This is a genomic window from Paenibacillus spongiae (assembly GCF_024734895.1).
Taxonomy (GTDB): domain Bacteria; phylum Bacillota; class Bacilli; order Paenibacillales; family Paenibacillaceae; genus Paenibacillus_Z; species Paenibacillus_Z spongiae.
Map to the genome: position 1 here is coordinate 6,683,710 of NZ_CP091430.1, position 22,256 is coordinate 6,705,965.

The 22,256-nt window shown below is 49.3% G+C and carries 19 protein-coding genes and 1 pseudogene; 6 read left to right on the plus strand and 14 right to left on the minus strand.

Annotated elements, in window-relative coordinates:
* Window positions 1–19: 19 nt before the first annotated feature.
* From L1F29_RS30060 to L1F29_RS30075, 4 genes are all read left to right on the plus strand, one after another.
* On the plus strand, window positions 20–1,771 hold the full coding sequence (locus L1F29_RS30060; protein WP_258385683.1) for a methyl-accepting chemotaxis protein: 1,752 nt from the start codon (window positions 20–22) through the stop codon (window positions 1,769–1,771).
* Window positions 1,772–2,060: 289 nt separating this feature from the next.
* A complete protein-coding gene (locus L1F29_RS30065) occupies window positions 2,061–2,897 on the plus strand; it encodes a sugar phosphate isomerase/epimerase family protein (RefSeq protein WP_258385684.1) in 837 nt (278 codons plus the stop codon).
* A gap of 148 nt (window positions 2,898–3,045) precedes the next feature.
* Complete coding sequence (locus L1F29_RS30070) at window positions 3,046–3,609, plus strand: copper amine oxidase (RefSeq protein WP_258385685.1); 564 nt, start codon at window positions 3,046–3,048, stop codon at window positions 3,607–3,609.
* 724 nt (window positions 3,610–4,333) lie between these two features.
* Window positions 4,334–5,527: a serine hydrolase domain-containing protein gene (locus L1F29_RS30075; RefSeq protein ID WP_258385686.1), complete on the plus strand. Its 1,194-nt coding sequence runs from the start codon at window positions 4,334–4,336 to the stop codon at window positions 5,525–5,527.
* Between the two features lie 223 nt (window positions 5,528–5,750).
* Here L1F29_RS30075 and L1F29_RS30080 read toward each other — a convergent pair whose 3' ends face one another.
* Entirely contained in the window at window positions 5,751–6,074 is a 324-nt protein-coding gene (locus L1F29_RS30080; RefSeq protein WP_258385687.1) for a DUF2834 domain-containing protein, read from the minus strand.
* 300 nt (window positions 6,075–6,374) lie between these two features.
* On the opposite strand from L1F29_RS30080, the gene L1F29_RS30085 reads away from it, so the two are divergent.
* Together L1F29_RS30085 and L1F29_RS30090 are read left to right on the plus strand one after the other, a co-directional pair.
* Window positions 6,375–7,340, plus strand: a complete 966-nt coding sequence (locus L1F29_RS30085) for a hypothetical protein (protein WP_258385688.1) — start codon at window positions 6,375–6,377, stop codon at window positions 7,338–7,340.
* A 188-nt stretch (window positions 7,341–7,528) separates the two neighbouring features.
* Window positions 7,529–7,921, plus strand: coding sequence for a hypothetical protein (locus tag L1F29_RS30090; protein ID WP_258385689.1), 393 nt, complete (start codon window positions 7,529–7,531; stop codon window positions 7,919–7,921).
* 202 nt (window positions 7,922–8,123) lie between these two features.
* Here the strand turns inward: L1F29_RS30090 and L1F29_RS30095 are convergent, their stop codons facing one another.
* The 13 genes and pseudogenes from L1F29_RS30095 to L1F29_RS30155 form a co-directional block, all read right to left on the minus strand.
* A complete protein-coding gene (locus L1F29_RS30095; protein WP_258385690.1) occupies window positions 8,124–8,411 on the minus strand; it encodes a hypothetical protein in 288 nt (95 codons plus the stop codon).
* Window positions 8,412–8,414: 3 nt separating this feature from the next.
* Window positions 8,415–8,711 carry a DUF2089 family protein gene (locus L1F29_RS30100; protein ID WP_258385691.1) on the minus strand — a complete coding sequence of 99 codons (297 nt, stop codon included), beginning with the start codon at window positions 8,709–8,711 and terminating at the stop codon, window positions 8,415–8,417.
* Window positions 8,712–9,201: 490 nt separating this feature from the next.
* Window positions 9,202–10,251, minus strand: coding sequence for a hypothetical protein (locus tag L1F29_RS30105; RefSeq protein ID WP_258385692.1), 1,050 nt, complete (start codon window positions 10,249–10,251; stop codon window positions 9,202–9,204).
* A gap of 138 nt (window positions 10,252–10,389) precedes the next feature.
* A pseudogene (locus L1F29_RS30110) lies at window positions 10,390–10,581 on the minus strand (response regulator transcription factor); the annotation flags it as partial.
* A complete protein-coding gene (locus L1F29_RS30115) occupies window positions 10,526–11,101 on the minus strand; it encodes a DUF3995 domain-containing protein (RefSeq protein ID WP_258385693.1) in 576 nt (191 codons plus the stop codon). The pseudogene L1F29_RS30110 and the gene L1F29_RS30115, both read right to left, overlap by 56 nt.
* Before the next feature lie 142 nt (window positions 11,102–11,243).
* A complete protein-coding gene (locus L1F29_RS30120; RefSeq protein ID WP_258385694.1) occupies window positions 11,244–11,828 on the minus strand; it encodes a response regulator in 585 nt (194 codons plus the stop codon).
* 78 nt (window positions 11,829–11,906) lie between these two features.
* Window positions 11,907–13,373 carry a HAMP domain-containing sensor histidine kinase gene (locus L1F29_RS30125; RefSeq protein ID WP_258385695.1) on the minus strand — a complete coding sequence of 489 codons (1,467 nt, stop codon included), beginning with the start codon at window positions 13,371–13,373 and terminating at the stop codon, window positions 11,907–11,909.
* Window positions 13,374–13,965: 592 nt separating this feature from the next.
* Complete coding sequence (locus tag L1F29_RS30130; RefSeq protein WP_258385696.1) at window positions 13,966–14,841, minus strand: carbohydrate ABC transporter permease; 876 nt, start codon at window positions 14,839–14,841, stop codon at window positions 13,966–13,968.
* A 12-nt stretch (window positions 14,842–14,853) separates the two neighbouring features.
* Window positions 14,854–16,767, minus strand: coding sequence for an ABC transporter permease subunit (locus L1F29_RS30135; protein WP_258385697.1), 1,914 nt, complete (start codon window positions 16,765–16,767; stop codon window positions 14,854–14,856).
* An 88-nt stretch (window positions 16,768–16,855) separates the two neighbouring features.
* A complete protein-coding gene (locus tag L1F29_RS30140; RefSeq protein ID WP_258385698.1) occupies window positions 16,856–18,520 on the minus strand; it encodes an ABC transporter substrate-binding protein in 1,665 nt (554 codons plus the stop codon).
* Between the two features lie 343 nt (window positions 18,521–18,863).
* Entirely contained in the window at window positions 18,864–19,964 is a 1,101-nt protein-coding gene (locus L1F29_RS30145) for a GntR family transcriptional regulator (RefSeq protein ID WP_258385699.1), read from the minus strand.
* 225 nt (window positions 19,965–20,189) lie between these two features.
* Window positions 20,190–20,942, minus strand: coding sequence for an SDR family NAD(P)-dependent oxidoreductase (locus L1F29_RS30150; protein WP_258385700.1), 753 nt, complete (start codon window positions 20,940–20,942; stop codon window positions 20,190–20,192).
* An 84-nt stretch (window positions 20,943–21,026) separates the two neighbouring features.
* Window positions 21,027–22,241 carry an enolase C-terminal domain-like protein gene (locus L1F29_RS30155; RefSeq protein ID WP_258385701.1) on the minus strand — a complete coding sequence of 405 codons (1,215 nt, stop codon included), beginning with the start codon at window positions 22,239–22,241 and terminating at the stop codon, window positions 21,027–21,029.
* Between the last annotated feature and the right edge of the window lie 15 nt (window positions 22,242–22,256).

The following is a 22,256-nucleotide window of genomic DNA, read 5'->3' on the forward strand; positions in this document are numbered from 1 at the left end:
TTCAATGGGAGGGAAGGCCATGGCGAAATCAAGGCGCGGATTAAAACTGACGATACGATCCAAGCTGCTGCTTGTATCCTTATTAATGCTTCTTATACCGGTATCCGTATTGGGCATCATCAGCTATAATGTCGCAAAATCCGAATCCGATGAATTGATTAAGAAAGATTTGAGCAACACGGTGAAGATGGGCCTCGAAATAACGGCGGTCTATGAGGCCGCGGTCGAGAAGGGAACGATGTCGGAGAAGGAAGCTCAGGAGGAAGTCAAACAGATTTTGCTTGGGCTGAAGACCGGAGATACCCGCACCATTAATCCTCATATCGATCTCGGAAAGCACGGATACTTCTATGTCATCGATACGAAGGGAACCTTGCTCGCCCACCCTCTGCTTGAAGGGCAGAACATCATGGACAAGAAGACGAGCAGCGGATTCTATTACATACAGGATTTAGTGAAAAAGGCGCAGGACGGCGGGGGCTTCACAACATACGACTGGCCGCTGCCGGATTCGACGAAGGAAGCCGAGAAAATTACATACGCCGAGATCAGCCCGAAGTGGGGCTGGATTGTGGCAGGCGGCTCTTATATGCAGGACTATACTTCAGGGCAGACCCGCATTCTGAATACGATCCTCATTACGTTAATCAGCTGCTGGGCTGTCGGCGGACTTATCATTACCTTATTCAGCCTGCATATCTCGAGACCGCTTCGCAAGCTTGCCGATCATGCCGGGCAGCTCGCTACCGGCGATCTGCGTACGGAAGAGCTTCGCGTGCGCAACAAGGATGAAATCGGAGAGCTCGCCGTTTCATTCACATCGATGAATGGAAGCTTGCGGGAGATGGCATCCGGGCTGTTAACGGGCGCGGATTCGCTCTCGTCCGCTTCCATCGATCTGAATGCCTCCATCGATCAAACGACTCAAGCGACGAATGCGATCTCCGTTTCCGTCGAGAACGTGGTCGCCAGCAGCTCCGCGCAAGAAAAGCGGATCAAAGATAGCGCAATTGCCATGGAAGAAATGTCGGTCGGCATTCAACGCGTCGCGTCCACCTCGTCGACCGCCTACGACGCTTCGACGCTGACCTTGAAGGAAGCGGAACAAGGGAACCGTCTCATCGTCCAATCCGCGGAGCAGATGAATACGGTACGGGCAACCGTCGGCGACATCGCCTCCATTGTAGCCGCGCTTGGCAAACGCTCGCAGGAAATTGGCGAGATTGTATCGGTCATGACCGATATATCAACGCAAACCAACCTGCTTGCCTTGAATGCCTCCATCGAGGCTGCACGGGCGGGCGAGCAAGGCAAAGGGTTCGCGGTCGTTGCCGGAGAAGTGCGGAAGCTGGCGGAGCGTTCCCGCGAATCGGCTCAACAGGTTGCCGATCTCATTATTACGATCCAGGGGAATATCGAACAGGCGGCTGCCGCAATGGACAAGGGCGAGCACGAAGTGGTCCAGGGGGTTGAATCGATCGAGCATAGCGGAGAAGCGTTCCGGCGGATTCTAATCGCGACCCGAAGCGTTGTGAGTCAAGTTCAGGAGGCTTCCGCGGCGGCGGAACAGATGACAGCCGGCTCGCAGGAAATCGCCGCCGCTCTGCAGGAGGTACGCCACGTCTCCGTTCAAGCCAGTCAGCTGGCACAGCAGATTTCGGCTTCGACCGAAGAACAGCTGGCTTCCATGGAAGAGATCAGCGCCTCGGCTCAATCTCTGCGTTCCATGTCGAATGATATGCAGTCGTTAGCTCACCGATTCAAGCTGTAACGGATGATTCCGGCTTGCGCCTCCCTCTCCAAGCGCAAGCGGCAGCCGGCACGCAGAGCTATATACCGTGGGCGCTGCAGCCCCTCATATTGCCCGTATCGAGGCCTGTTCCGGCGGACGTACGGGCTTTTTCTATGATAGATGTTCTTACATAAGCACACAAAATAATGCTATATTCATTCCCCGCCCTTCTGCGATAAAATAGTAACAGATGGAATCGATACATATGAAGATGTATATGAGATACCTGTTAACCATACTGATGCATGCTTTAAGGAGATGAAATGTGATGAGATTAGGCGGCCCGCTGTTTGAAAACGTTTCCGATCCGGCGCAATGGATTGAAGCGCTGCAGCGTCAGGGCTATACCGCTGCTTATTGTCCGGAATTGGATGTGGAGGATGAGCCGGTTCTCCAAGCTTATGTCGATGCCGCACGCGAGGCGAATATCGTGATCGCCGAGGTGGGCGCCTGGAGCAATCCAATCAGCCCGGACGACGAGATAAGAAGCAAAGCAATCGCTTACTGCAAGCAGCGGCTCGCTCTAGCCGACCGCGTCGGCGCGCGGTGCTGCGTCAATATCGCGGGATCCCGCTCCTCCCGCTGGGCGGGCCCCCATCCGGATAATTTATCAGCCGATACATTCGCCCTCATTGTCGACACGGTTCGCGAAATTATTGACAGCGTTAAGCCGACGAGGAGCTTCTACGCCCTGGAGACGATGCAGTGGGTTTTCCCTGACTCGGCCGACAATTATGTCCGGCTAGTCCACGCGATCGATCGGCCGCAGTTTGCCGTACATCTCGATCCGGTCAATCTCATATCCAGTCCGCAGCTGTACTTCAACAACGCCGCCTTGATTAAGGAATGCTTCGACAAGCTCGGCCCCTACATCAAGAGCTGTCATGCGAAAGATCTGCTGCTCGACGACACGCTGACCGTGATTCATCTCGATGAAACCATTCCCGGGAAGGGCGCTTTGCATTATCCGACTTTTCTGCGTGAATTGAGCAAGCTCGATCCGGATACCCCCTTAATGCTGGAGCATCTGTCCACCCCCGAGGATTATAAGGCAGCTGCCGCATATATCCGTTCGGCGGCCCGCGATTTGGAACTACAGGCGTAAGTGCCAGAGAGCGCCATTTTTTCAGAGATACGATGCAGAATGAACGAAAAGAAAGATACTATTTTTCAAAATAATAGCCTTTACAACACAACCTTTGCCGATTTGGAAGGTATAACCTCTTATTAGAATAAATGGGAGGTTGCGTGTCATGAAAGTACGGGTTGGCGTCATTCTGCTCATCCTCTGTCTATGGGGCGGGTCGCTGCTTTATGCCATGTCGAACGATATCAAAATATTCGTGAACAACTCCGAACAGAGCAGCAAGGCCGTCGAGATCGACGGGAAGGTCTACGTTCCCTTGAATCAGCTCTCCAATGAGCAGCAGGTCATGCTGAAGTGGGATGAGGAACAGAATAAACTTAACATCTACAAGCCTAATGTTCATTTAACGACACTCTCAACCAAGGGCGCTTTCGGCGATGTACCCAAAGGCACGCATCCGATCAGTGTATTGGCGCAAGTAGACAATCTGAGGACAGACATCGCCGAACTGAAAATTACAATTACAAGCCCCCAGAATAAAGAAAAGCTGATTCAATCTCTGGATACGCGGGGCTCCAAGGACAGTTCCAAGGAAAACTTCTGGTTTCTAACGGATACGACCGAATATAATTTTGATAAAGCCGGGAACTACTATGTTCGCTTATATATGAAGCCAACCTTCTCCAAGGAATGGTTTCTCGTCTCCGAGAAACAGATTATATCGAAGTAGCGCTCTGCGAGCGGTCCACCTATATTGTCAAAATGAAGATGGCAGCTATGAACCGTGATTATGCCGATATCAACCTTCGTGCCGCAGTCAATATTCCGACCTTCAACCCGTCACCCAATATAGACTGGTAGTACAGCACCCGGGTGTACAAAGATGGTAAGGTTGCCTTAACGGGCAAGCATGGTGCTTATCCTGCTCACGGGATCTAGAAATAGGCCGATTCCAATTACCCATTAGCGCTTCATAGGTATGACCTACGTGATTACGGCGAGAATGTTTATACGGGTTTGATTACATTCAATCAGAATATAAATGTTGTTAAAGGATATACAAGCGAACGATCAGGTTCCCTCTAGGGATACCTGATCGTTCGCTTTTTATTAACAGTGTTTTGTACAGATGTATTGCTGGGCGAGAGTTAACGGAGAACCATATCCATAAAAAAATAAAAGTAACTAACGTGGTAAAGATAAATTACACCGTTTGATGGCTTCGTATGACCTATCAAATTATTCGTTCCACTATAATTGAAATATCCAATAATTGGTTGAATTATCCTGCCAGTTACTTGAATGAACAAAAGAGGAGCTGCCGCGATTCCCCATTAGCTTAACCAGCTGATCTAGACCAGAGACCAGATGAAAGTCTAGACTATGGCCAATACCTGGACGATATCTCTTTTTGTACACTAAGAATATCAAAAATTATGAGGAGGATTAATCTTATGCTGAGAGCAATCAGCTATTCTATCCTTGCCGTTGTTTTGGCAACCGGCACTTTTGCAAAGCCCTTTCCTTCTTCTGCAGCTCCCCAAGATACGTCTAGCAAGACGGCCCTAGCACCTGCAGAAAATGTTCTCCCCCCATTGGATCTTGGAGCCGCACGCAAAGTGATGTCTGATTTACCAAACTCGAAAGCCACAGCTGCCTTAGTCTATGTGGGTACCCCAACAGACAGCTGGATGGGAGCATCTGGAGTATCGGATATCATTTCCAACTCATCTGCACGGGCCGATGGAAGGTTTCGCATAGGTAGCCTCACCAAGGTTTTTACCGCAGCTGTCGTGCTGCAGCTCGTCTCCGAGCAGAAGGTAGATTTGAATCAGTCTATCCAGCATTATTTACCCGGTTTGTTACCCGCTGAATACCCACCTGTTCAAGTCGGTCAACTGCTCAATCACACGAGCGGTCTGCCAAGTCCTGACCGACCGGAAAATGTGAGTGAAGAAGAAATGCGGTACAAAAATTGGACACCACAGGAGCTCGTCAAGTTGGCTTTCAGTCAACCGATGGAATTTACGCCCGGCACTAAACAGCACTATCTTAATATAAATTATATTCTTGCAGGCATGTTAATTGAGAAAGTGACCGGTAACCCTTATGAAGTTGAGGTCCAATCCCGGATCGTGCAGCCGTTAGACCTGTACAATACTTACCTACCAGGAAGTGACATTCGAATCGTTGGCACACATGCTCATGGATACCAGGCAGTCCAACTAGGTGGCAAAACCGAGCTGGTGGACGTTACGGAAGGAAGTCAGTCTTTCACTTGGGCCGCAGGCGAGATCATCTCTACAACAAATGATCTCAATGTATTTATGTCAGCTTTGTTTAGCGGTAATGTGGTAAATAAAGATGAGTTGGAGCATATGTTCACAGTGCCAGACGTTCCAGCATGGAATAAAGACGATAAGGATGTAGGAATGGCGACGCTAAGCATGGGCATGATGCGGACGGAGATCAAGGGTATCACCTTCTGGGGCAAGACTGGAGCGAGACCGGGGTATGCCAATGGTATGTTTGCCACCCGAGACCTGCAGCGAAAAGTAGTTTACTCAGTAAATTCGACCGATGCCAAGGGCTCCGATCAAAATCAGTTGGGTATCAAAATCGGAATGGCTGCTTTCGGGTTAAAGTAAGATCCAGTATTACCGTCAATAAAAATAGGCTGCCAATTATAAACACAATCGGCAGCCTATTTTTATTTTTTAGGGATAACACCACAATTGCAGCAACCAGTGCAAACGCATGCAAATAGCTGCCAGTTACTTCAACGGAATTAGCAGCCAGCCGATCGTTCTTGCCAGGTGCTTTCGTATCTATATTGCGCTATCGTATCCGTTAGCTCAAAAGTGCTGAAATTCAACCTTGTATTTTCTTCTCGATGTGTATTTCACGAAGTAATAAAAATAAAGGAAGGCCTAATGAAACACCTACTACAAGAGTACCTATAATCGGCAACCATAACGACCTCATACCATTTCTTTTGCCTTCGAAGAGAATGAACCCAATAAGTACAATTGCTGATACTAAAACATCCATCCATGCAAATGATCCAATGCGCGTTTGGGTTATTTCTTCTACTAATTGAGACATATCCAGGCCATTCTGAATGATCCATGGAAAAAATTGCGAATACGGCAACACAACTCCCAAAACCGCTAATATTCCATAAAAGTATTTCAACGAAAACCCTCCCCAAATACTCCAAATATAGAATATATCCCTTTAGTATTTCTCATATCTTACTATTTTCCTTTATTTTCAGCTAAATTAACCTGCGATCACGAACGGATTCTTTTAGGCCAAATTTACTGTATGATCACGAACGGATTCAGGTTAATATATATTGATAGAATGAACCATTTCTTACCATGATATCAATAAAAAGCAGCAACTCTGTGTTGTTTATGCCGGCAGCCGGGTAGGAAACTCATTCAATTTATATAAACAACATAAAATAATATTTTTATGGAGGTATAGTGTATGAAGAGTATGTTTACGAGAAGAATCAGAACGATAAAACATTTTACCCTATTTGTAGTCTTTCTCCTCTGCACAGCGATGTTGATACCCATCACAGCCAATGCAGCATATTATAACACCTACACCACCGTCTCAACGCTCAACAATGCAAATAACTCTTACGCCGCACAGGGATTTGCAGTGGGATCTACCTACGTCTATTCCGCAAAAGTCAACAGTGATAATACTAAGGCAGTCATTTACCGTACCAAAATGAGCGACGGGTCCACTACGCTCATGACAAACGGTGATAAGGGGACAACTTATGCTACCTACCTCGGCCATGCCAACGATTTGGTGCTTAGTACAATCGGCGGAAATTATTATATGTTCGTCGTCACCATGAACTCCGGCAGTATGAGTCTCGTGAAACTGAAGTATGTAGGAACGAAATATTACAAAGTTGGTAACTACACAGTCAAATACAAAGGTTTAAACAAGTCAATGTCGGGTATGAAGATTACCAGCAAAGACGCTAACAACATATACTTTCTCTTCAAATCCGGACGAACCTTATACAGGGGTTCACTCCCACTGATGGCAAACAGCGGTACAATTAATGTAACCGATGGCTTCAACCTAAATATTGAAGATGCTCGGGTCAACGGCAGTACCGTATCTAATATCACCTCGTATGCATTCCAGGGCTTCGGTTATTATAACGATACTATATATGTTCCGCTGACATATAAAAACGTCAGTATTGTACTTGTTTATCGTAATGTATCTACAGCCTCGGGTACAATAAATGCAGATAATAATCTGTCATTCCGCGTTACGTCCGCTGCATACCCTGACCTTTTTGAGATAGAGGGCATCGGAATCGCCAATGGGGATAAACTCTGGTTCAATACCAATCGAAGAACAAAACCGGGTGATACCGCTCACGACGGAGTGCACTATTTCAACGTTTTCAGCGCCTCCTAAATAATAAAATCATCTCTCGGCAGAACGGCTTCGAGATTTCTGCGCCGACGATGTACAAGTATGCGAAGAATCATAGGACGGCGATTATAGACAATATTCAAGCTAATCCATATTCCAATGCGATTTTCATAATCGCAACCATATTAAATTACATTAATTAAAATGCAGTGGAGGGTGGATGGTTATTGATGAAAAGTATAGTAGGAACGATCGCTGCATTATTTGCCGTTTCCTTGCTGATTGGTTGTAATGATGCCAAAAAAACGGAAGCCGCAGAATTGAAATTAGAGGGGAACTGGAAGCTTGCCGCCGATTCCCAATCGTCAGCTTGCTTCACCGAGATGAAATTTCGTGAAAATCCTACTTCCGATAGGGACCCTTTATCCGTTCATGAAACGACGGGAAATATTACCCAAATATGGTTCGGGGAATACGAGAAGGAAGGAAATGATATTCGGGTTATATTGCGCGAGCCCAAAGCGGAGCCTTTCATTATGGCCGCCGACCGCAGCGGAAACGAATTAAAACTTAAATACGAATGGAAATCGGCAGAATTAGTCTGCTCGTATCAGCCTGATTAAAAGGTATGTTCTCGAAATCCGCGATTATCAAATGAGCAAGAATCAGCCAGTAGTGATCCGTTGGTTCCATGCCATTTATGATCCTGGAAACCTTGTTCTGTTGAAATGTTCCTGAACCAACTCACGAACAACTCAAATCCTTCTCGGTTGTTCTCAAACGTAATTGGTTTCCCGAACTCGACCCCGCGGTATAATGGTTAACTTATAAATCCTTCACTATCATTTTATTGAGTTCTCTCTTTCTTTGTTTTGCTAATGATTCTCGACCTTTGATCCAAGCGGATAAAAGTAAAACAGTTCCCCCAATGGATGCAGCCAGTATATTACCTGTGGATCTTTCAACAAAAAAATCAGTAACGTACCCATAAATAAACAATCCAATATAAATGACTGGTAAAGCTGCACCTGCAAAGACATGTGCACGTTTAGAGATAAAATATTGTACAACTAAAATCCCTGCTGCGATAGCAAACTGAATCACATGTTCCATTTCCTAATCTCCCTTTTCTGCCTTATATTTTGCAATAATTATTTTCGCGGTTTCTAAACCGAGCTGCTCATCAATCACTAAATTCTTGATCATGTTCACGAATTCCACATCGTCTTCCTTGCTGTGCAGCTCAATTTTCTTAATTAACTTATCTAACATCGTACGCACAGTAGGGTAAGATACATCATAATCATTGGCCATATTTTTCAATGATCCGGAGTTCAAGATGAATTTCCTGATAAATTCCAGAGATTCTTTATCCAATGATAATACCCAAGCAGGAACATCTCCTCTTTCCATTTAACTCCTCCTTTTTTAATTATATTAAACTATTTATTAATAATATTCAATACATGTTAAATTAATTTTATTTTTCATTTCCATTAAAATAACTCCTAAGTCTATTTCTTTATAGGCTTAGGAGTTTGTAACGTGATTATTATTGTGTAAATTGAAGCTCATTATCACCTAACCACATTTATAAAGTTGGTGACTTTTAGGCGCGTGAGGCTCGCTTCCATACGAAATACCACTTTTATTACACATAACTGCCCGTTAGTTCAACGAGGCTGCCGTCTCATGCCGGTAGCTTCGTCCTGGTGATTGTTAAGCTATCGTTACCCAACCCATTGTATATAACGATTTAAAACTTCGTAATTCTCTATACCTGAAATAATTGCGGAATGATTAAACTATTCTGCCCGTTAGCGTAACAAAGTTACCGTTCACCGCGTAGCCTTATCATGATCTGTATTTATTGCGCTATCTTCCATTTTTACTAGCCATGCTTTCATAGCCGGCCACATTGTCTGCAGCGTCCTCGTCTGCGAATATAATAAGCGATTGTAGCCATCCCCAGTGCAATACCCCATGGCAGCCAAAACAAGGTCGGACCCATTTCACCCCAATTATCTCCATTGATGGAGCCTTTCATGATACCGGATATGATTACGGGTGAGATTTTCAGTCCGGCGTTCGTCATTAATGCCGCAATGAAAGCCGCTGGAATGACCGCGAGCAGAGTTGGAACTCTTTTTCCTGCCAAGAACAGACACCAGCGGGGAAAAGCCTCGCCCCATCGCATAATGAATCCGAGCGTTAAGACAGCTCCCCCAATGGGCAAACCGCCAAGAACAAATTCTACCAGACGATTACTAATGGTCTGGTCAGCAATCAATAAGTGATCTGATGCTCCTAAAGGATAACCTGCTGCCCATGCCCAGCGAACAATCCCGTAAGGGAGGGCAAAAATAGCAGCAAGCCAAGTTACCCATTTACCCAGCCTATTTATCGAAATAAAAGCTGCTCCGGCAGTAGCGACTCGTCCGCATGCTCCGCATGCAGCCCGCATACGGCGCCAGTAAGACATTGCAGCCGCACCCCATAAAACGCCTCCGACCATGCATAGGATCTGGTTAATCACGGGCCAATCCATGAGATGAAAGTGAAGCATGAATGCGTAAGCGACATTTTGGATCATTCGGGTGTCGGGAATCGCCACAATCAGCACAAAACACATCGTCCATGCATAAGCAAGCAGGAAGGTGCTTATCCACCGGCTCCTCCAAACCTTAACCGAGGCCAGAGCAAGCCCTGCGCTAAATATACCGACGAGAGCAATGATCATTCCGCCTGCATCCGCACTCGCATGAGACAAAAAGGAGCCCATCATATGCCCGCGGGCATCATTTTCCCCAAAAGGAAATCCTGCTCCTCCCAGCGCCCAATACAGTCCCAGCACCCCATAAAGAAACGACCATACCGCTGCCGCATATGCAGCCCAATCGGACATGACTGAATTCTTATTGGACGTCTTCATTACTAACTTACTGCTTGCCAATTACACCAGCTCCTTAAAAAATCTATAAGCTGATCCTATCGCAATGGAGCAGAATGGTAACGAGACTGCAGTTCCGTCTTGCGGCACGTCTGGAGAACCGATTTCAGCAGGTCTCGTACGAGAAAGGCATCGCGTCCGTCAATCCTGCTTCATCAGCCCATTCTCCCAGCCGAAGACAACTGCCTTCGTGCGGTCAAGCATATGCAGCTTGCTCAAAATATTGCTGACATGACCTTTTACGGTCTTCTCGCTGATGAAGAGATGCCCTGCAATCTCAGTGTTTGTAAGGCTGCCCGCAATCAACCGCAGCACCTCCAAGAGTCGCATCGATTTTCACCTGAGCGCTGCGGTGAAACTGCCAAATCGCCAGACCAAACAAGATGCCTTCAACCAGAAACCACGGTTCAAAGAGCAGAAGATCCAGCATCATGAACATTCCGATATCTACTGTTTTCCAATGGGAAAAGTTGAAGAAGTAAATGGGCAGCACACCCAGCAGATAAAGTCCTTTCGTGACAAAACCATAGCAAGCGTGCAAAATCGGGATCAGACAGGCGCACCAAGAGACAACCAGCAGCGCCAACCGCACCATTTTTTGTTCCATGGGACGAGCAAGACCCAATGCAAGCAGCCCGGCCAATAACAAAGCAAAGGATGCTCCCCAGTTAGTGAGAGCCCATACTGGTTCAAATTTTTCCGTCATAGTACCCGGCAAGCCTATCGTGCCTCCGAGTGCAAAATACACATGGGGCGGAATATAAAGCACCGACCAGATTGCTGCCGCATACGCGGCCCAATGGGACTTTGCAGAGAATCTCATAGACTGCTGTGCTTCAGACTTGATTATCAATTGCTCCAGCTCCTTTTATCATCTATTTATAAGCTGATGATACAAGATATGAGCTGGCCGGAAACGAGACCGCGGTTCCGTTTGGAGATACATCTGGAGAACCGATTTCAGCAAGACTAGAATAAGAAATTTTCTTGGTGCATTAATCCGGCCGCATGAGCCCATGCTCCCATGCGAAGACAGCTGCCTTCGTGCGGTCAAGCATATGCAGCTTGCTTAAGATATTGCTGACATGGCCCTTCACCGTCTTCTCACTGATGAAAAGGCGCTCGGCGATCTCTGAGTTGGTGAGGCCTCCTGCGATGAGCCGCAGCACTTCCAATTCCCGCTCGCTTAGGATGGCAAACGGATTGGCCTCGGCTTTATTGGACGAGGCAGCTCGAATTTCCTGTACAACACGCGCTGCCACACGGGGATTCATGGTGGATTCTCCGTTCACCGCCCTCCTCACTGCCTCGACCAATAGTTCAGGCTCGATATCTTTCAGTACATAGGAAAGCGCCCCTGCCCGCAAGGCAGGAAAAATATGCTCATCCTCATGGAACGAGGTCAGTATAATCACCTGTGAGTGCGGACTAGCCTGCTTAATGCGGCGAGTCGTTTCTACGCCGTCGATTCCAGGCATAACTAAATCCACTAGTATAACATGGGGTGTCAGCTCAGCGGCCATGCTCACGGCTAACTCGCCATTTTCAGCTTCGCCTACAACACGGTAATCAGGCTTCATGCTGAACAGCGCACGAAGTCCATGACGTACAATCGCATGGTCATCAACAATAAGAATCGTGATCGGTTTCAGAAAAACTCACTCCTTCTCTACTTGAATATCAGACAGCTTCGTTTGTTCGCAGTGTATGGTGATGATTGTTCCTTTCCCCGTTTCGCTGCGGACCTCGAGCTGACCGCCGAGTGCCTTTACCCTCTCACGCATAGAGATCAGACCGATCCCCGGTCGTTCTCGGTCGATGCAGTGAACATCAAAGCCGCTGCCATTGTCGCTGATTATAAGCGATACCATGTCTTCGCAGTCCAAGCGAATATGGACCGTTGTCGCATGACTATGCTTAACGATATTCGTCAACGCCTCTTGAAGGATTCGAAAATAGGCTTCTTCAATGATCGGCAATACCTGCTGTTTGGCATGCAGCTCCATTTGTACGGCGATTTCGGTCTGCGCTTGCCAGGTAAGCGCGTAATCCTCTATTGCGCTTGCCAAATCTTTGCCTTCCATGGCGGCCGGACGCAGCTCTTGAATCAGGGCGTTAAGCTCGCGCTGGGTTTGGCGAATTAACTGCTCCGCTTCCGTCAAATGAGCTCGCGCGGCAGCTTGTTCCTCACCGATCAACGATTTCGCATTGCTCACCCAGATCGACAGGGCAAACATCTGCTGCTTAACGCTGTCATGCAGCTCTCGCGCGAGCCGATTGCGCTCCTCTAAAGTAGCCATGTCCTGACGGGCTCTCAATAGATACCGCAGCTGCTTCGCCATCCGATTAAGTCTTTGCGCAAGCTGCCCCAATTCATCGCCGGAAGGATCATCCACATCACTCGCAAAATCCCCCTGGCTCCAGCGGTCCGCTGATGCTAGTAATCGCTTAATTCGACGAACAAGGCTTCTCGATGTAACCACCCCGAACGCCAGACCGACAATCGCTGCTCCTATAAAGAAGATCACTAAGCTCATTCCAACCATGAACGGAACGGCTTCCCATACATTGTTAGGAAAAAACCGCACCTGCTCCGCCTTCACGACCAAGGCTCCCCTGACCTCTTTCAGGTTGGCAATCGGTGCAACCATGTACCACTCATCTGCTTCTTTATGAATAAGTGTTGTCACGCTTCTAAGATCAGCAAGATTCATAGATAATGCCGTTTGAATGTGCCGCTGAACAGGAGGAGGAAACGACAGCCCCGCATTGTCCGGTAAGGAAGCTTGATCTCCCTCAACGGCGAGTATTTGCTGGTCCATATCCACGGCTGCTGAATACCCTTGAAACTCCGTTCCTAATTCTTGACCCCAATCCCTCAAGGCAACGGACAATTGCTGCCGGTTTATAAAAGGACCGGTAAATGCTGTCCCCATATTTTGTGCAGCGATATGCACTCGATCCGCCAGCATGTCCGTCTCATTTGCCTTGACTAGACCAAGCAAGACAACAACGACAGCAATCTCAAGGATGAGAAGGACAATTACCGTCGTGAGAATATAAAAGAGCGTTAATTTCCATTGCAATCGATGAAATCGCTGAGAGAATGATATTTTCGTTTTCAAGGTTGATAGGTTTCCTTTTCCACAATTTTGAATGTCTACAGCTATAGTATCACATGGAATGGAAGCGCAGAGATAGAAAAAAGCAGACACCGAGGCTGCCTGCCGTAAGTCTTATTATTGTTGCTGCGCTTAAAGAACGATGGGGGAATATCCGTCTTTTATCTATTGAGCAAATGGGATATATCCTGGATCGGTCGAATCAAGCCCTGCCGCCTTCATGAGTTCTCCCTTCCTTATTGATCGCTGCTTGCTTTTCCGAGAAGACCGACCCTTTCTTCTCAATTAGCTTTCTTATACTTGGTTTTTTCGTAACCGAGGCGATGGTTGATGAGGCGGACGGTTTAAAGGCCGTTTTGTAGTTCGAAACCGAAAGTGATCGTATCCCTTTCTATTCGACCGTCAGAGTACTCTAGAAAGACTTTCCCATTTCGTTCAAAGCTAAATGGAAGCCCTGCAGCTCTTGCTTGCTCCGCAGCTTGCTTACCCACGTGTACCCGTTCGCAGCCGCCATCTCTTATTTCTATAGTCGACGCGATGCAAAGCCCCGCCAACTTATGCCGGCGGGGCTTCTGTTGTATGCCTGATCGTACGGTTACATCTTGAGCGCGCCCTGCGTCATCCCTTGAATATAGTACTTCATCCCGAACGAGAAGATGAGCACGAGCGGAATGGACGAGATGGCATAAGCGGCGAATTGCACGCCCATATCGGTTACGCCGAACTGCTTCTTGAACATGGTGAGTCCGACGGCGATTACTTGAATGTTGCTGTCCCGAATAGTCAGGAGCGGCCAAATATAGTCGTTGTACACGCCGACCGAGTGCATGATGAACAAGGTTGCCAAAATCGGCAGCGAGAGCGGAAGCACCATGCGGATGAACACGGTCTTCTCCGTCGCGCCGTCGATCCGGGCCGCCTCGAACAACTCGTTCGGAATGCCGGACATCGAGCTTCGGCACAGGAAGGTTCCGAAGATTTGCCCGCCTGCGGCGCTTGCGATAATAATAACCCACGGCGTATTGGTCAGTCCCATGTTCTCATAGAGAACGAAGGAAGGGATAAGCGTCAATACGCCCGGAATCATCATCATCGCCAGCATCATCAGGAACAGAATTTCTTTGCCCGGGAATGTCTTCTTGGCGAAGATATAGCCGGATATCGACGATAACACGATCACGATCAAGCTGCCTGCAACCGCATAGCCGATCGTATTGACGATGTACCGCCAGATACTTCCGAACGCTTCATTATAATTGCCCCATTGGGGCGGGGACGGCAGCGACCAGAAGCTGCCCAATATTTGAGAATTGCTCTTGAGCGAGCTGACAATCATGAACAGAATCGGCACCAAGGTTATGAAAGCCAAGAGGCAAAGGATGATTATAATAATGGCTTGCCGGACAACCTGCCAAGGGAATCCTTTGTCCTTGACGGCCGGCATCGCCTTCGTTGCATCGCCCGTTTTCAAAGGTATCCCCTCCTACTCCTCTGATTTGAGAAACTTGAGATTGATAATGGTAATGAACAGAATAACGAAGAACATCGCAACGCCAAGCGCCGATGCGTATCCGAGATCGTCGAATTTCGTCGCGGCATAGTACATCTGCAAGGCAGGAACATAAGTCGAATCCATCGGGCCGCCGCCCGTCACGATCAGAATGCCGTTGAAATCTTGGACGATTCCGATAAGGGCCAGAATGATCAGAAACTTGAACTGCCCTGCAAGCAGCGGGAGATGAATCGAGCGGATAATGCGCGGGAGCGTAGCTCCGTCCATCTTGGCCGATTCGATCAGCTCTTCGGGTATCGCGAGCAGACCCGCATAGAATACGAGCAGCTGCAGAATGCCGATGAACGGGAAACCGATAAAGATGATCGCCCACAGCGCCGTATTCGGATCGCCTAACCATGCGTGCGCGAAAGTACCAAGCCCCAGCCCGTTAAGCAGCTGGTTGAACAGACCGATGTTCGGATCGTACAGGTTCTGCCAGATGAGCAGCATCGCGACGCCCGGGATAATCATCGACGCCGTAAAGGCCGTCCGGAACCAGTATTGCATCTTCTTGCTGCGCAGAAAATAGATCAATTCCGCCACAATCAGCGGCGGTATTAACGTTTTGAACAGTCCGGTTACGATAAGCAAACCTAAGTTGCCCATCCCCTTGGCAACATAAGGATCCTCGAACATCCGCTTGAAATTGTCCAAGCCGACGAACGTGGTCCTGCCGCCGGGATTCCAATCATACAGCGAGTGGAACAGACCGGAGAAGGCCGGATAATAGAGAAACACGAACAACAGCAGAAAGGATGGAGCCAGCCCCAAATAAATGAGCTTCGAGCGCCAGATCGTCTTGAATATCCCAAGACGGTTCCGCTTCTTCAAATAGTACAGTCCGAGCACGATCAGCAGCACGAGGACAATGCCGATCGCCGCCATGAGCAAAGCCTGATTCCGGGCTTGTTTCTTGGCTCCTTCAACCGCCGCGCCAACGTCGTACTTATGAATCTGGCCTTGCTCGGTACCGCCATACAGCGTCTTGCCTTCCTTGTCGAATTCGACTTCCCGGCCGGCACCGCCTACTTTCGTTTCCCACAGCTTCTTGCCGTCCCGGGAGAACACATAGAAATTGCCCGAGAAATCCGAAACCCCGATGAATTGTCCGTCTCTTGTGAAGGCCACATCCGTCACAATGTCTTTGGCGGCCAGAATAGCATCACGTTTGCCGTCCTTGTCGAACAATTCAACCGCGTATGCCGTCGTACCTGCGGCAACTTCGCCCTCATCCGATACGGCGACAGATTCGACCGAGCTGTCGAGGCCCATCTTGCGTACGGTCTTGCCTTCCGAATCAAGCAAATGAATATATTGATCGGTTGCCCCTACGGCGACCCACTGCCCGTTGCCGGAGACGCTCACCGATTTCATTCCGATACTAATGTCGGCTGTTCCCTTCACCTCGCCCGTCTCCCCGTCCATATACTGGAGCTCGGTGCTGTTCTGAATGATAACGGAGATGATGGAGCCATCCGGTGATGATGAAACGTCCTTAACCTGGCGCTTCATGTTGGTATCCCATAGTAATTTACCGGCAGAATCATAAGCATACAAGTGCCGGTCATCCGATGATACGATTAGCGTTCCATTATTCAGTAAATTTACACCTGTAACGACGTTCTTTGCATCCACTGCAAATTGCTGTTTGCCCGATGAATCGAACACGAATGCTTTGGCCCCGTAACCGCCAACCGCGATCCGCGATCCGTCTTCCGATACGGATATAGATGTAATGTTGCCCGCTTGCTCGACAGACCAGCCTTCCTCGGCCTGTACGACCGCCGGGAAGAGCGTGAGCAGCAATAGAAACGCCATTGCCGCCTGTGTTAGTTTTCTCACGGCGATCCTCCTTTCGCTTGTCCGTTAAAGCCGATTTGCGCGGACAGGCTGTCCGCGCAAATTGGCTCCAGAAGTAATGTAATGAACATTAATTGCGGTCTGGCGGTCTGCGTTCCGGATTTTCCAAGTCGGAGAGCTCCTTCTTGCGGTCCTTCAGTGCAGCTTCGAAATATTTATCAATGTTGGCTTGAAGATCGGTCAAGTACTTATCCGTATCGATGGTGCCGGCGAAATACTTCTGAATCGATCCGACCCAATCCTGAACGGATGGCTGGTAGTCCCACAGGCCGCGGGCGAGGCTGTTGCCCGGGCTGTTGAAGCCTTCGGTGTTGCCGATCGGTTCGAAGTTCGCGAATGCTTTGCCAAGCTCTTCAGGCAGCGTAATGTCTTTCAATGCCGGTACGCCGGACAGCGCCGCATCGGTGCTGTTCTGGATCGCTTCCAGATAAACCCCGTACCCTTCCGGGCTTGTGAGATACATCATGAAGTCAATGTCCAGTTCCGTCTGCTTCGCATCCTTGGCTACGAAGCCGTAGAAGCCAACCGGAATTTGAATGGTGCGAACAGGCGCCATAACTTCAGGGCCTTCCATCGTCGGCATATTGAAGAAACCGTATTCGAACGATTTCACGCCGCCTTTGGAGCCGGTCTTCTTCTCGTCCGCGAAGTCCTTCGGCAGCTGCCAGTAGGAAGCCGGCGATCCGACCATCGTTGCCGCCTTGCCCGTCAGGAACAGGTTGTAGGCTTGATCGGCGTTAACCCCGAAGAATCCGTTCGGCGTATATTGGAACAGCTCTTTCAAGTTTTCCATGTACGCTTTCCACTTTGGATTGCCTGCGACTTTGAAAGGACCTTCTTTATCTTTAATGGCTTTCCATTGACGCAGCTCGTTCTTGGTTACTTTACTGTTGGAATCGTTGTACGGATCATTGATATCGTATGTCCAGTTCTCGTCGATTTCCGGCAGGAACGTGTAATCCTGCTCCTGCGACTTCACGATATTGATATAATCGCGCAAGTATTGGTCGGCATAAATCCGTACCAACCATCCCGCTTGTCCGCTCCACATCGAGTTGGCGTTTCCGTCCAGCGCAAGCGGCGTGTAGCCGGCAGCCTTCACCTTCTTGAACGCTTCGATCAGCTCGTTGAACGTCTTCGGCGCTTCCGTAATGCCGACCTTCGCGAAGATTTCCTTGTTGTAGATCCACACGATCTGTACGGATTCAAAGTTCAGGTTGTACAGATGATCCTCCGCTCCCATACCGGACAGGTTAATGCCCATGGCATCGAGATCGAGGCTTTCTTTCCACTTCTTGTTCGTGTAAGGATTATCTTTGTCGAACCATGGATAGAGATCGACAAACTTCTTATCGGCCTGCAGGCTTGCGACCTCGTTATTGACAACCAGATCCACATCGGGGGTGCCGGCAGCGAATTGAGCCGTCAGCCATTCCTTATAGCCCTCCATAGGCTTGTTGTCGACCACGATCTTAACGTCCGGATGTTTCTTCATATAAGCATCGCCCACGGCATTCCACACGGTGGCGGAACCGTTCGGTATGGAGATGCGGATCGTCCCCGACAGCTCGGATGCGGCAGGAGGCTCGGTCTCACTGTTACCGCCCGGCGCGGGCTCGGTTGTGTTCGAAGAATTGTTTGGCTTATTGCCGGAATTGTCTTTCGAACAAGCTGCGAGTAAAGAAAGCATAAGTACAGAACACAAGACAAGCGCTAACCATCTTTTACTTTTCACTGTAACCTCTCCTTAATGTCGAATCATGGCGCAAGTAACCGCTTACTTTACCACCCCGAAAAACGCCTTCCCTTTCTTTGCTGACTACCCCTCCCAGAAACCTAATCTAGCTGAGAATGATGTATACTTTGCTTGATTAAGTATATACCTTACTAACAAAAAATGCAATTGATTATTAATCATTAAGTAAGAATTCTTTTTAATGGTAATGTTATTTATTGGCAACTTTATCTGATGATGGACGAATTAGTTTATAAATACATACCGTATCACGAGTTCATCTAACCATATAAAAAAATAAAGCCCCCATATAATGGGGGCTGTTGATCTGTTATGAAATTCTCTATTCCTTCGCTTCCGCGCAGCTGTCGCGTACGATCAGCCTCGGAACAATCTCGTCCTTTAACGTCTTTCCCTGACTTTCCTGAAGCTCGAACAGGAGCATCTCTGCAGCCCGCTCACCCAGCTTCTTGGTGTTCTGATTTACCGTCGTCAAGTTCGGATAGGTATATTGGCTCATGACCAAATCGTCGTAACCGACAATGCTCATATCCTCGGGCACGCTGATGCCCATCTCGCGGGCAGCGTTGATGGCGCCGAAAGCTTTATAATCGCTCGTCGCAAAGATCGCGGTCGGCCGGTCCTTCTTCGACATCAGCGTCTTAAACCCTTCGTAACCCATCTCAGGCTTCTCCTTATCGTTATCCATTACGCATACCAGCTCAGGATCGAACGGAATTTGATGCTGGGAGAGCGCGAGCCGGTAGCCCTGCAGCCGCAGTGAGAACTCTTGGTTCATCTCCACCATGGAGGCTCCGGTCAGAATAATGCCGATCCGCTCATGTCCCAGCGACAGAAGATGCTGCGTTGCCAGATAACCGCCCGTCAAATTGTCGACGATGACATAAGGGATGTTCAGGTGCGGATAATAAAAATGCACCGTCACTATACGGCGCCCTTCATCCCGCCACTTTATCAGCTGCGTAAGATCGAATTGATCGTCGGATGCCAGCACGATACCCGCATTCGGATCGTCCGGGAGCTCATAGTTCGGCCCGATATCCCACAGATAGAACGGCGTGCCGTTCTCCTCGCACACTTCCTTGATGCCGGCAAGCGTATCGGCGAAGAACCGGTGATTATACAGCTGGACGTCCATATTCCGCTGAGCGAAATAGATCGTGCTGATCGCCTTGGGGCTTGTTTCGGCTGCGTTCTCCTTCACGAAGCTTCCTTTGCCCCGAACCCGGTAGATATAACCTTCCTGCACCAGGTCGGATAATGCACGGCGCGAAGTAATTTCGCTTGTATTATATTGTCTGGCTAAGTCGATTTGGGTGGGCAGCGGATCATGGGGCTTTAAGATCCCTTCTGCAATCTTCCCCTTGATATCATCCATAATAAATTGATACATCGGCGTTTTAGCCGACTTTTCCGTCAGCATGAAATCACTCCTTAATCATATATAAAGTATACTTTATACGAGGGTGATTCGCAAGAACCGACGCTTGCATCATTTTCACAGATGCATCGGAAGCCGCTCGCGCTCTCGGATTGCGACCGTAAGAAATTCATGCCCTCCGCAGCTTGAGCCCATTTCGATATTACAAAAAAGAGCGCCGGCGGCCGATACTTACCCCCGGCTGCCGACACCCGTTTCCGATCCGATTTACGTAACCAAATAACCTCCGTCTACAGGAAACAGCGTTCCTGTAATCCACTCGCTATCGTCCGAGCATAAGAATACGACGGCTTTTCCCAGATCCTCCGGGTCGCCGGTTCTTCCCGTCGGCAAATACCTCGTCGGCATCTTGGTCCTGATCGGTTCATTCTCCGGCGTATTGATCTCCGTGGCAACGCCGCCGCACAGAATGGCGTTAACGCGAATGCCGTATTTCCCCAGGGCGAATGCCATCGAAGAGGTCAGCGAATTCATCCCGCCCTTGCTTGCGGCATAATGAACCTGCGTCGCCCCGGCCCGATAGCTCGTCACCGTGCTAATATGCAGGATCGCCCCTTGACCTGCATCCCGCATATGACGCGCGGCGGCCTGCGAGCAGAAGAAAGCCCCGCCGAGATTGACATCCAGCGTTCGCCGCCAGTTCTCTTCGTCAATATCGAAGAAATCGGCGAACGGACAGATGCCCGCATTGTTCACGAGAATATCGATTTTCGAAAAATCTTGCACCACCTGCTCCACCAAAGCCGCAGCTTCAGCCGGAACACCGACATTGGCTTGGTACATTTCCGCTTGAACGCCTAAAGCGCGAAGGATGACAACCGTTTCGGCTGCGGCATCTACCCGGCCGGAATAATTGACGGCCACACTCGCGCCCTCCTTGGCAAGCTCTATCGCGATCCCACGGCCAATTCCTCTGCCGGCTCCCGTCACTAAGGCGACTTTACCCGTTAATTTCCCCATCGCCTGCCTTCACCCCTATCGCTCTCACCATAATCATAAAGACGGGAACCGTTCGAGTTCGAGTAAGCACGTCGCGTGCGGTCATTATTCCAGCTCGGTCAGATGCCGCTCGGCTCCTTCACGCAGCCGTATACCGGCTCCAATACCTTCCGGCAGACTGAACCATCCGTCCCGGGGCGCTGGAATTCCTTCCAGAATCGGGTCGTAATTATCTTTATCCGCACCGTTAATATATGCGAATTCCGCGAATGGAATGTTCGGATCGGCGAAAATCATATGAAGCGCCCACGGCTGAAGGCCTCCTGCATGAGGAATAACGGGAATATGCAGCGCCGAAGCCATGGCCGAGATTTTGCGCGCTTCCGTAATACCGCCGCACCAGCAAATATCCGGCTGCAGAATCTCGGCACCGCGTACTTGAAGCAGCTGCTGGAAACCATACCGGGTATATTCATGCTCCCCTGTAGCGATCGCGCTGTGGGTCACCTTGCGGTTCAATTCCCCATAGCCCTCGTAATCGTCCGGCGGCAGCGATTCTTCAATCCACTTCACGCGGTAGGGGGCAAGGCGCTCCGACATCCGGACCGTATAATCGACGTTCCATGCCATGTAGCAGTCAAGCATAATTTCTTTGTCCGGGCCTAGCGTTTCCCTCGCCTGGCGGACGAGTTCCACATTCTTGCGCATCCCTTCCTCGCCCGAAGCCGGACCGTAAGGCATAGCCAGCTTCTGCCCAAGAAACCCGCGATCCTTCGTCTTATCGAAATCATTGCCGGTCACATACGCCTGTACCTTGTCCTTCACCGGTCCGCCCAGCAGCCGGTAGAGCGGCTCATTCCGCGCCTTCGCGCACAGATCCCACAAGGCGAGATCGACGGCGGAGATCGCCATGACCGGTATCCCCTTCCGGCCGTAAGGGAGCGCGACCCGAAACATGATGTCCCAGTGCCGCTCCACCGCGAACGGGCTTTGGCCGATCAGAAACCTGCTGAAGTGCTCCTTGATAATCGCCGCGCCCGCCATGCCTCCGGTACTTTCGCCGATGCCGGTAATCCCCTCGTCCGTCTCCAGCTGGACAATAATACGGTTGCCCATACCCAGCCAGGAGGAACGCTTGGCGAAATACTCCGGGTACATCGACATCGGATTTGCAATAACCGTCTCTGATAGCCATGATCCCTGCTGCTTTTCTTTCGCCTGTGCCTGTACCTTCGGGTCATCTTGGATAACCTCAGACTTCGGCGGTTCCGCATTCTTCTTCTTACCGGTTACGAACACTCTCACTTGCGTGATTCGCATGATCGTTCTTCCTTT

Bases quoted from the DNA above. Each gene is read 5' to 3' on its own strand.
- L1F29_RS30075 (WP_258385686.1), top strand. From the start codon at position 4,334: ATGCTGAGAGCAATCAGCTATTCTATCCTTGCCGTTGTTTTGGCAACC.
- L1F29_RS30150 (WP_258385700.1), bottom strand. From the start codon at position 20,942: ATGGGGAAATTAACGGGTAAAGTCGCCTTAGTGACGGGAGCCGGCAGA.
- L1F29_RS30060 (WP_258385683.1), top strand. From the start codon at position 20: ATGGCGAAATCAAGGCGCGGATTAAAACTGACGATACGATCCAAGCTG.
- L1F29_RS30120 (WP_258385694.1), bottom strand. From the start codon at position 11,828: ATGAAGCCTGATTACCGTGTTGTAGGCGAAGCTGAAAATGGCGAGTTA.
- L1F29_RS30155 (WP_258385701.1), bottom strand. From the start codon at position 22,241: ATGCGAATCACGCAAGTGAGAGTGTTCGTAACCGGTAAGAAGAAGAAT.
- L1F29_RS30070 (WP_258385685.1), top strand. From the start codon at position 3,046: ATGAAAGTACGGGTTGGCGTCATTCTGCTCATCCTCTGTCTATGGGGC.
- L1F29_RS30065 (WP_258385684.1), top strand. From the start codon at position 2,061: ATGAGATTAGGCGGCCCGCTGTTTGAAAACGTTTCCGATCCGGCGCAA.
- L1F29_RS30145 (WP_258385699.1), bottom strand. From the start codon at position 19,964: ATGCTGACGGAAAAGTCGGCTAAAACGCCGATGTATCAATTTATTATG.
- L1F29_RS30085 (WP_258385688.1), top strand. From the start codon at position 6,375: ATGAAGAGTATGTTTACGAGAAGAATCAGAACGATAAAACATTTTACC.
- L1F29_RS30100 (WP_258385691.1), bottom strand. From the start codon at position 8,711: ATGGAAAGAGGAGATGTTCCTGCTTGGGTATTATCATTGGATAAAGAA.
- L1F29_RS30090 (WP_258385689.1), top strand. From the start codon at position 7,529: ATGAAAAGTATAGTAGGAACGATCGCTGCATTATTTGCCGTTTCCTTG.
- L1F29_RS30095 (WP_258385690.1), bottom strand. From the start codon at position 8,411: ATGGAACATGTGATTCAGTTTGCTATCGCAGCAGGGATTTTAGTTGTA.